Source organism: Chamaesiphon sp. GL140_3_metabinner_50, assembly GCF_025361915.1.
Taxonomy (GTDB): domain Bacteria; phylum Cyanobacteriota; class Cyanobacteriia; order Cyanobacteriales; family Chamaesiphonaceae; genus Chamaesiphon.
In genome coordinates, this window is the sequence record NZ_JANYJC010000109.1 from 1 (window position 1) to 9601 (window position 9601).

At 42.6% G+C, this 9601-nt stretch carries 7 protein-coding genes and 1 pseudogene; 4 read left to right on the forward strand and 4 right to left on the reverse strand.

Translation table 11 applies throughout. The annotated features are described in order from the left end of the window. The 4 genes from Q0R35_RS05905 to petA all read left to right on the forward strand — a co-directional run. On the forward strand, positions 1 to 864 hold an 864-nt coding region (locus Q0R35_RS05905), incomplete at its 5' end, for a DUF1822 family protein (RefSeq protein ID WP_295615167.1). Positions 865 to 985: 121 nt separating this feature from the next. Next, the gene (locus Q0R35_RS05910) at positions 986 to 3583 is read left to right on the forward strand and encodes an ABC transporter substrate-binding protein (RefSeq protein ID WP_295615168.1); all 2598 of its coding nucleotides are present in this window, start codon (positions 986 to 988) and stop codon (positions 3581 to 3583) included. A 167-nt stretch (positions 3584 to 3750) separates the two neighbouring features. Continuing rightward, a complete protein-coding gene (gene petC, locus Q0R35_RS05915) occupies positions 3751 to 4290 on the forward strand; it encodes a cytochrome b6-f complex iron-sulfur subunit (RefSeq protein WP_295615169.1) in 540 nt (179 codons plus the stop codon). Positions 4291 to 4431: 141 nt separating this feature from the next. After that, positions 4432 to 5418, forward strand: a complete 987-nt coding sequence (gene petA, locus Q0R35_RS05920) for a cytochrome f (protein ID WP_295615170.1) — start codon at positions 4432 to 4434, stop codon at positions 5416 to 5418. Positions 5419 to 5540: 122 nt separating this feature from the next. Here petA and Q0R35_RS05925 read toward each other — a convergent pair whose 3' ends face one another. The 4 genes and pseudogenes from Q0R35_RS05925 to secA form a co-directional block, all read right to left on the reverse strand. After that, a complete protein-coding gene (locus Q0R35_RS05925; protein WP_295615171.1) occupies positions 5541 to 5936 on the reverse strand; it encodes a VOC family protein in 396 nt (131 codons plus the stop codon). A gap of 53 nt (positions 5937 to 5989) precedes the next feature. Continuing rightward, positions 5990 to 6685: a DUF3226 domain-containing protein gene (locus tag Q0R35_RS05930; protein ID WP_295615172.1), complete on the reverse strand. Its 696-nt coding sequence runs from the start codon at positions 6683 to 6685 to the stop codon at positions 5990 to 5992. Then, positions 6675 to 7784: an ATP/GTP-binding protein gene (locus Q0R35_RS05935; protein WP_295615173.1), complete on the reverse strand. Its 1110-nt coding sequence runs from the start codon at positions 7782 to 7784 to the stop codon at positions 6675 to 6677. Before Q0R35_RS05935 ends, Q0R35_RS05930 begins: the two co-directional genes overlap by 11 nt. Before the next feature lie 98 nt (positions 7785 to 7882). After that, positions 7883 to 9601, reverse strand: a pseudogene (gene secA, locus Q0R35_RS05940) (preprotein translocase subunit SecA); the annotation flags it as partial.

The window sequence follows — 9601 nt, forward strand, 5'->3', positions numbered from 1 at the left end:
AGTTGTGAGTTGGCAAGCGATCGGGAGTTAGCATCAGAACGGGGTAAAATCCCGCTTCTAGCTCCATTATCGCGATCGGTAGCCAAAGATTCAATCGATCGATTGCGAGAGCATTCATCGCTATTTTCCCCTCGATTGGTAATACCTTTCGAGCAGTGGGGGGCGATAATCGATAATCCAGAATATTTGGATTTATATCTGAATCCCACCCCAGCAATTACCAAAATTGCTAACTGGTTTCGCGATTATCTTTCGACTAGCGATACTATTTTAGAGCGCGGCTGGTTGACGATCGAACAAATTATCGTTCACCCTGGTTTGCACGCAGACTGTTTTTTAGGTTTTATGCATTCAGAGCGCGAAATTTATCGGATAGTGCAGAGCTTTTATGCCAATCAAAGCTCAAATCTGAAAGTAGAAATACCGCCCGATCTCACATCGCCATCCTTATTACTTATTTATTTAATCCAGCATACCACCGATGAAACTTTACGCTGGCAAGCCGCAGAATATTTATGGAAAATCGCACCAGATAATACTAAAAATTGGCACCGTCGCATCAAAGATTTAGGTTTGGTAATGAAGGGGCATAAACTGGGCTTAATGGTAGCAGCGATTCCCTTACTCGATGGCACTTATGCAATTCTAAATCGCATTTATCCAATCGGTACCGAAGCATGTTTGCCACCTAATGTCCGGCTAAATCTCTTATCAGAAAGTGGCGATCTGCTGTGTCAAGCTGAGAGTCGATCGACAGTTGTGGATAGTTATATTCAACTATATTTTACTGCTAGTGTCGGCAATCTATTTAGTGCTTGTGTGTCAATGAATGATGCTAGCATTACAGAATCTTTTCTCATCTAAGCTTTGAGCTAGTTGCTAGTTTGGGTTACATTCTGTAAAGGAATACCGATCGGAGCCTAGCTCTACGTTAAATTAAAATTGGGGATGGATCTTTTTCTAATTATTAAATGCGAGATTGACGATGAGCCATGTTTGTATAATAGATCTAACCTCCAAACCCAATCCAGATCTAGTATCGGCAAGATTGACTATTGCCACGATCGACGATAGAACTGGCGCGATAACTAATCCTCATGCTGTCGGTAATGGCACCTTAGATGTCGAAGCATTGGTGCGACTAAATCAGGAAATTATTGAAAAATTTAGAGCGGCGGCTGACGATCGAGACTATCTCGGTGGAATTCAAATTCCAGATACGATGGTTAACAATATAGCCGATCGCATGGATGAATTGCGAAATAATAGTATTGAATTGCAACGATTACTCGATGAGACATTCGATCGGGAATCTTGGTCGAAAATTCGCGAAGGATTACTGCAAAGTTTGAATGGCATCGCACTGACAGAACCGATGAGAATAGTCGTTCTTACCGATAATTGCGATCTTCAGTCTATTCCGGTAGAAAATAGCATTTTCATTACCGATGTTTTAACTAGAGGTAATCGCTCGGTAAATGTTGTATTCGCACCGAGAGAACAGCAAAGAAGATTAGTCTGGCAAGATGTCCCTAAAATTTTACTAGTACTTGGCAGTCAACAGGGCATCGAGCAACCGATCTATATTAATGAAATAAGCAGGTACTTTCCCGCGCCAGCCATCTTTGAACTCCTCCATCATCCATCCAGAGAGGAATTACTCAGGACAATTAGCGATCGATCGTTCGATATCATGATTATTATCGGACACAGCCATGCAAATTCAGATGGTATCGACGGGAAAATTACCATCGATGAAAATTCGGGTAGTATCTCGATTCACGAACTAACTCAACCCTTTAAAAACAGTGTTAGTCGGGGTTTGAAGTTAGTAATTTTAGCAGGTTGCTCTAGTATTGGCGTAGCAAGAGCCTTAGCTGCCGATAGAATTGGCGTACCAAATGTCATTGCTTTTAGAATTCCCGTTCATTATCGCGTACTTAGACTATTTCTAGATCGACTGCTCGATTATTGGATCGCTCAATCTTACTCCTTAGAAGCAGCCGTAACTCAAGCTAGAGGAGAATTGAAAATTTACGATGGGGATATTCCTGGCGCATCAATTGTACCAATTTTATTCACATCTCCCTGGGATCTACCGCTCAAATTTCCCAAAAAGATTGTCCCCCTGTGGCGAAAAATCTTGCATAACTTGGTATTTCGTTCCCTATTATCTAAAAAGATTAAAGGGAAACAAATGAAAGTACCACCGATTGCAATTGTGAGTATGTTAGGGATAATTGCCTGGTTGAACCTCCCCAAAACCCCGCAACTAGCAGCCGCCTGTAACACCACTCAAGGCGATGGCATTAGCTGTGGCGAGGAAATACTATTCAAGCAGCCAAATATTCCTTCCCAAGTAGACAAGCAGGCGGGTGCGAATGCAATTGCTGATGGTGACTATCCCCTCGCCATAACATTATTAACTAGAGCTTGGGATGCCAAAAAAGATCCTGAAACGCTGATTATGTTAGAAAATGCTAAACTAACGCAGCAAAGTCTACCAATTAGAAGCATCGCTCTGACAATTCCCGGATCTCAATCTACACCAATCGATATTCCTGCTAGTATGTTAAAAGCGGTAGCTTTTGCACAACAACAATGGAATGCAGATACTCGTCACACCTGGAAGCTGCAAATTGTCTTAGTAGACGATCGCAATGATAAAAATTATGCAACTAAATTAGCGAGTAATGTCCTCAGCCGCAATCTATTAGCCGGAATCGGTAGCTATGCATCGGAAGTGACATTGCCAACTAAAGATATTTACAAAAAAAATCGGACTGTTTTAATTGCTAGTACTAGCACTGCTACTGCGCTTACTAGTACAGAGCCTGACAATTTCTTCTTCCGAGTTTGCTCGAACAACAAAGTTTCTGGTAAAGAAATTGCCAATTATATTAGAGCGCACAAGTACACCAGAATCGCTCTGTTTCATACTAGTGGTAAAACATTTAGCGACTCAATGACAGCAGCATTAAAAGCAAATAGTCAAGGAGTTAGTATCGTTGAAGAATTTAATTTCGAGGCGAGAGGGAATGCAATCGACGATATTAAACGTGCTAAACTAGCCGGAGCGCAAGCGATCGTCTTAATTCCCGATGCCTATACCAGCGACGCACCAGAACGCGAACGGGTATTATCGATTATTAGAGATAATAATGGCGAATTACCAATTATTGGTAACGAAGTTGTTAAAGATCAAACTCTCTTCAATAGTTTTAACGCCCGCCAACTTCAGAAATTAGTAATTAGCCTCACCTGGCATCCTTCCAGCTATCGAAATAATACGATCTCCGAGCCGGATTTTTGGGGTAATAAAGCACAGCTAGATCACCGGATTGCCATGACTTACGATGCGGCTCAAGTCCTTATCCAAGCCTTAGATCGATTGCCTAACAATCTCAACACAATCGACGCTCGTCAACAAATTCAAAAAACGATTAGCAGTTCTACTTTCAATCTACCCGGAATTACTGGCGACATTAGCTTCATCGGTAGCGATCGCGCTCAGTCTGTCAATAGTATCATACGACCTAAATGCACCGCCACCCAATGCCAAGGATTTGAACCCGCACCCTAGCCACTCGATTCTGGCATCGCAGCCGACCGGATATACCTACCGATCGGATCCGAAAAATGTCATAATATCGGATGGTCTTAGCTTTATACACAACTTCATAGCTCTTTTGACCGCGCGACAACCAAGTGTTGTGTAAAGATATAATTAGATAAAATTAGCATAAACTTATGACTCAAATCGCCAACTCTGCTGATGTACCAGATCTCGGTCGTCGCCAGTTTATGAATCTGCTCACTTTCGGCACGATTAGTGGGATGGTGCTTGGTGCTGCATATCCATTTGTAGCATATTTCGTGCCCCCAGCTAGCGGTAGTGCTGGCGGCGGTGCCACAGCTAAAGATGCCCAAGGTAATGATGTCAAAGTCAGTGCTTTCTTGACTGGCAAAACCAAAGGAGATCGGGAATTAGCACAAGGGCTAAAAGGTGACCCCACCTACCTCGTCGTTGCTGACGGCACGATCGTCAACTATGGCATCAACGCCATCTGTACGCACTTAGGTTGTGTCGTACCTTGGAACAAAGCCGAAAACAAATTCATGTGCCCTTGCCACGGTTCTCAGTACGATGAGACAGGCAAAATGGTACGCGGCCCCGCACCAAAATCTCTCCCCTTAGCTCATGCTGTGGTAACCGAAAACGATACCGTCTCGCTTACACCTTGGACAGAAACCGACTTCCGCACAGACGAACCCGCTTGGTGGGCATAAATTTAGTTAATAGGTAATAGCTAATAGATCGTAGGGATGAGTTAAATACTATTTTGACGATCCACTGTTGACTATTCACTATCCACTATTCACTCAAAATCCGTATATTATTAATTTTCTCCGTCTGTCATCCTCCAACCTATGAAATTAACTTTACTCCAAGTCTGGCAAAATAGTCAGCGACTATTGACCAAAACTTTAGTTGTCATCTTGGCAAGTGCTGGCATCTTCATCGCCAACGATATCGCCGTCCCTCAATCAGCCGCAGCATATCCCTTCTGGGCACAACAAACTTACCCAGCGACCCCCCGCGAACCAACGGGTAGAATCGTCTGCGCCAACTGTCACCTCGCCGCCAAACCCACCGAAGTCGAAGTGCCCCAGTCGGTCAGACCCGACACCGTATTTGAAGCAGTCGTCAAGATTCCTTACGACCAAAGCATTCAACAAGTTACTGCAAATGGCGTTAAAGGCCCCTTAAACGTCGGCGCAGTCCTGATGCTACCCAATGGCTTTAAAATCGCCCCCGAAGACCGTCTCACCCCAGAGATGAAGGAAAAAACTCAAGGGTTATATTTCCAACCTTACGGCGACGGTAAAGACAACATCGTCATCATCGGCCCATTACCAGGCGATAAATATCAAGAAATCATTTTCCCTGTCCTTTCTCCCAACCCCAAAACCGAAAAAGGCGTTTACTTCGGTAAATACCAAATTCACGCTGGCGGTAATCGCGGTCGCGGACAAGTTTATCCTACTGGTGAGAAAAGCAACAACACCGTCTACAACGCTTCTGTAGCTGGAAACATTACCACAATTGCCAAGCAAGAAGATGGTAGCACTCAAATCACCATTCAACCCGCAACTGGCGAAGCCGTCATCGATAAAGTCCCCGCTGGCCCAGAATTACTAATTGCTGAAGGTAATGCAGTTACCGCTGGTCAAGCGATTACCAACAATCCTAACGTTGGTGGTTTCGGTCAAAAAGATATCGAAATCGTCTTACAAAATCCCGATCGCATTCTCGGTCTGATCGCATTTGTGTTCATGATTATGCTATCGCAAATTCTCTTAGTTCTCAAGAAAAAACAAGTCGAACGCGTTCAAGCCGCAGAAATGGAATTCTAGAAACTACGATTATTTTACCGATTTACCGAGCGCAAACCGCACTAGTTTTTACAGCTAGTGCATTTTTTTACTTTAAAAATTAAGTTCGATCGATCTTTCCATACCATTTGTTAAAATATCGATTATGTCTCCCAACTGGTATTTTGTAAGACAATTCGATACCGATCTGGATCTTCAAATGTAAGTCCACTAACATCCCAATAAGGATTATAAGACTTTACAGGTTCAGAGCCGATCGCTTTAAGTCGATCGACAGCATATTCCCATTCTTGTCGATCGGGAATGTAGAAAACAATTAAATTATCTTGAGTCGGAGCGCAACCCACGAGATGTCCCTGTTGGTGTGTAAATTCCAAATGATAAGACTCGCCAGGAATACCCACCATTACACCACTAAATCCTTCATGATGCTCGAATCGATCGATTATTTGCAATCCTAACCCATTCGTGTAAAATCTCACAACTTCAGCTAGTCGATCTGTGGGACGAGCAACACGTATAACTTTACCAGAAAGCATAACAAATACTCCGATCGTGAATTTTTAGATAGAAAATCTATGTCACATAACTACTACGAAGAAGAATTATTAAACAGCCTAAAGAAAACTTTCAATTCAGCCAGTATCGGATGGTCTAAATTCCAGATAAAAGATTTGTTTTCTAGAGCATAATTAAGTGTTAGCTTTCTATCGGCATGTTTTTGTTCATCTTTCGTCGCAGTATCATAGCGAATATAGTTAACAATCCATAATTTGTCGAATTTCTTGTCAGTGATTTTCTTACCATTACTCACCAAACATTCACGCCATCTGTCTAGACAGTCAGCATAGGTTGAATCTTGATTCTTAATTACTTTCAGAACTGTCTCTAGTTCGCCTTGTCCGTTAACATTAGTAAAATAGCAAGCGAGTTTGATTGGGTAAGCTTCAAAATTCAGATCGGTAAATTGATTAGCTCGATCGAGTGTTATCGCTTTGGGAAATACTTTAATAATGCAATCATTAATAAATTTAATTCGCTCGGCTTCTGAATGTCGATCGACATCAAGAATAATACCAATCCGCTCGATATCTTCTTTTTGAATATCGGCTTTTAAATCTTTAAGTGCATTGATTAACTTGGTTGAATCCGATCCATCCATCGCTCTATAATCCTCATCTAAGAAAACAGGAGCTGCTACTTCAAGATCGATATCGAGATGTTTGATAACTGACTGAAAAAAATATTTGTCGTTATTACTTTCAACGATTAAAATATTACGACCCACCTCTCACCTCTTTATGATGAGTGATACCATATTCTAAAGTTTCTAAATCTCGATTAATGGCAACTATTTTATTTGTTTTTTCATGGCGAGTCAACTCAAAATGAGCGGCTGAATCTTGTCGGTCAATTCCTGCTTTGATAAAAGCCTCAGTCATTTCTAAGCTATGAGTTGTCGCAAAAATCTGCACGTTTAATTGCTCGGCTAATCTATACAAAAAGTCCCAAAATGCAGTTTGATTTGAGTGGTGAATACCATTTTCAATCTCATCGATTAGCAGGATACTGTCTTGATTATTAATTATCTTTAATATAATATCAGCAATCCGATTCATGGCATCGCCAAATAGAGACAAAGGCAATCTCTTCTCACCTTGACGTTTTAGGTAAATAGTAGGTTCGGGAATACTAAAACTTTCGACGGCAACAATTGAACTATCTATTATTTGAAATGCTTTTAGAACTTCTTCATCTTTTTCATTTAATCTAGCTCGATCGAATTCTTGTGTCAGGCTGACAGTAGAAGCTCTTAGAGTAGAAGGTATAAATGAAGTATTTTGAAGATAGACAGATTTATTATAAGTTGTGTCAAGATTAACTTCACGATTTCTTGACAACGCTATCAATTTAATAAAAATCTGATTATTTACATTTATTATTATCACTCCTAGAGACTGTTCTGCACCATCTTTAAATTTTTCTTTTTCCAACCATTCATCATAATGATTAACCAGTTCCGCTGGTATATTGCTATTTATCACAGTAAGAATATCCTGTTCATTTCTAACAAATATTTCAGTTGTTTTGAAGCTTGCATCTTGAAAAATAGTATGAAAGACACAAGGAGGATCGAGATTTTGCTTCCAAAATAAGTTATCCCATATTTGTGCTGGAAATTCGCTTCTTACTTGACTTGATTCCCTTCTCAAATCACCAATGGAAATAATTGTATCCTTAGTTGGCGTATTATTTATAAATATTGCTTCTAATAATGCAGTTTTCCCAACATTGTTTTTACCACTAATTAGATTGATTCTCTTACATCCAGATACTTTAAGGCGATCGAAGCATCTAAAGTTAGTAATTTCAATATCTTCAATCATTTATCCCTCTGTTGAATTTCTGTTGGGATTAAGTTTTTAAGACATATCCCCGACTTCTCCAAGAAGTCGGGGATATTGCATCAAATCGAGATAACGTTTTATGCTGCTTGGGCTTGGCGTTCGGGGGAGAATTGGAACATCGAGTAGACCACATTTCGACGAATGTCGGTCATCATTTCCAAGAACATCTCATAACCTTCTTGCTTGTACTCAATTAACGGATCTTTTTGACCGTAACCGCGCAAGCCGACTGATTCGCGGAGGGCATCCATCGATTGGAGGTGTTCGCGCCAGAGGGTGTCGATTTGTTGGAGGATGAAAAAGCGTTCGGCTTGACGCATTAGTCCAGCTTGAACCCGATCGATCTGTGATTCTTTGATATCATAGGCTCGACGTACTTCTTCGCGCATGAAGACTTTGATTTCTTCATAAGTCATGTCTTCGATTTGGGTGGGGGTCAAATCGTCGAACAAATTAACAAATTCCCGCGATTTAGAGACTAAGCTTTCGAGTTTCCATTCTTCTGGGGGTAACTCTGGGTCGATGTATGCGTTGACGATATCATCCATCGTCCGCTCGGCATAGCGAACTACTTGTTCTTTGAGGTCTTGACCTTCTAAAACGCGACGGCGTTCGGCGTAGATGGCGCGACGTTGATTGTTCATCACTTCGTCGTATTCAAATACTTGTTTGCGAATGTCGTAGTAGTAAGTTTCGACCTTTTTCTGGGCACCTTCGAGGCTGTTGGTGAGCATTTTGGACTCGATGGGCATATCTTCTTCCACCCGGAAGGCATCCATTAAGGTGCTAACGCGATCGCCGCCGAAGATTTGCATCAACGGATCTTTTAAACTGAGGAAGAACTTAGTGGAGCCTTTATCGCCCTGACGACCCGCGCGACCTCGGAGTTGGTTATCGACGCGGCGCGATTCGTGACGCTCGGTACCGATTACGTGTAAGCCACCGTTGGTCAATACCTCGTCGTGTTCGACGGAGGTAAAGGCATCGTACTCTTTCCGGACGGCTTTATAGGCATTCCGCAGTTTTTGGATGGCTTCGATTTCGGTGGGTGCTTTTTCACAGGCAACGGCGATGGTTTCTTCGGCATCGAGTTCGGACAAGCTGCGTTCGCCATAGTGTCCGACGGCAAAGTTGACCGCATCTTTGAGTAAAGCCTCGGTTTCTTTAGAGATTTCGGTGGGGAAGATATCGGGCGAGGCTTTCCAGGTTTTAACTTTTTTACCAGAGCCGAAACCCTGTCCCGAAGCTTTGCTCTGTTGGGCGGCGGCGACTGTGGCGGGGCTAAAGTTGCCATCATCTTCGGGCGCGACAACACGGGGCATCAGGTACTCGCGCAGCTTCAGGCGTGCCATATAGTCGGAGTTACCACCTAAGATGATATCCGTTCCACGACCTGCCATGTTAGTGGCGATCGTGACTGCGCCTTTGCGTCCGGCTTGAGCGACAATTTCCGATTCCCGTTCTACGTTCTCTGGTTTGGCATTGAGGAGTTGATGGGGAATTTCGAGCTCGTGCAATAAGCGGGAAAGAATTTCAGATTTTTCGATACTGGTGGTACCCACTAGTACCGGGCGACCCGTACCGTGCATATCCGAGCATTCTTGCGCGACGGCGCGCCATTTAGCTTCTTCGGTTTTGTAGACGACATCGGGATAGTCGTACCGTTGGCGAATTCGGTTGGTGGGCATCACCGTCACCTGGATTTTATAGGTTTTTTCCAGCTCGACTTCTTCGGTTTTTGCCGTACCAGTCATCCCGCCGAGTTTGGGATAGAGGAGGAAGAAGTTTTGATAGGT